Source organism: Pseudomonas sp. EL_65y_Pfl2_R96 (assembly GCF_963970905.1).
Taxonomy (GTDB): Bacteria; Pseudomonadota; Gammaproteobacteria; order Pseudomonadales; family Pseudomonadaceae; genus Aquipseudomonas.
The window spans coordinates 1-500 of sequence record NZ_CAXAQH010000251.1; the positions used below are offsets into that span (position 1 = coordinate 1).

1 protein-coding gene is annotated in these 500 nt (G+C 68.6%); it reads right to left on the reverse strand.

Annotated features, from left to right (window positions below; genetic code table 11):
* Window positions 1-105 precede the first annotated feature (105 nt).
* Window positions 106-500, reverse strand: a 395-nt coding sequence (locus AACY49_RS30465; RefSeq protein WP_339527993.1) for a flavin reductase family protein, incomplete at its 5' end; no start/stop codon positions are given.

Here is a 500-nt window from a genome sequence, read left to right on the forward strand (position 1 = left end):
CCGCTGCTGGTGAAATATGTCGAGGCCGGCTGGTTCGGCCGCAAGACCAAGCGCGGCTTTTACGATTATACCGGCGCGGAGCCGGTGCCGACACGGTAAGGGCGGCTAGTCCGGCCGCCGCATCGCGAAGCGCGCGGCCTCGCCTATCTCGAAATAGTCGGCTGCCCCGCCTCCCCGCAGGATCGGGTGCGCGGCGGCGGTGCGATAGGCACCGTCCGCGATCAGATGCGGCGCGATGTGGATGCCGACGACCTCGCCCAGCACCAGCCAGGTGTCGAGGGTCGTGCCATCTGCCGATGCCAGCCGCAGCGTCTGGGTATGGCGGCATTCGAACGCGGCGGGGCTTGCCGCGACCCGTGGCGGCGCGACGATGCGGGAGGGTGCGATCGCCAGACCGGCGAGGTCGAATTCATCTATATCCGCCGCGACCGTCGCCGCGCTCGCATTCATCGCCTCTGCAAGATCGCGCGTGGCGAGGTTCCATACGAACTCGCCCGTGG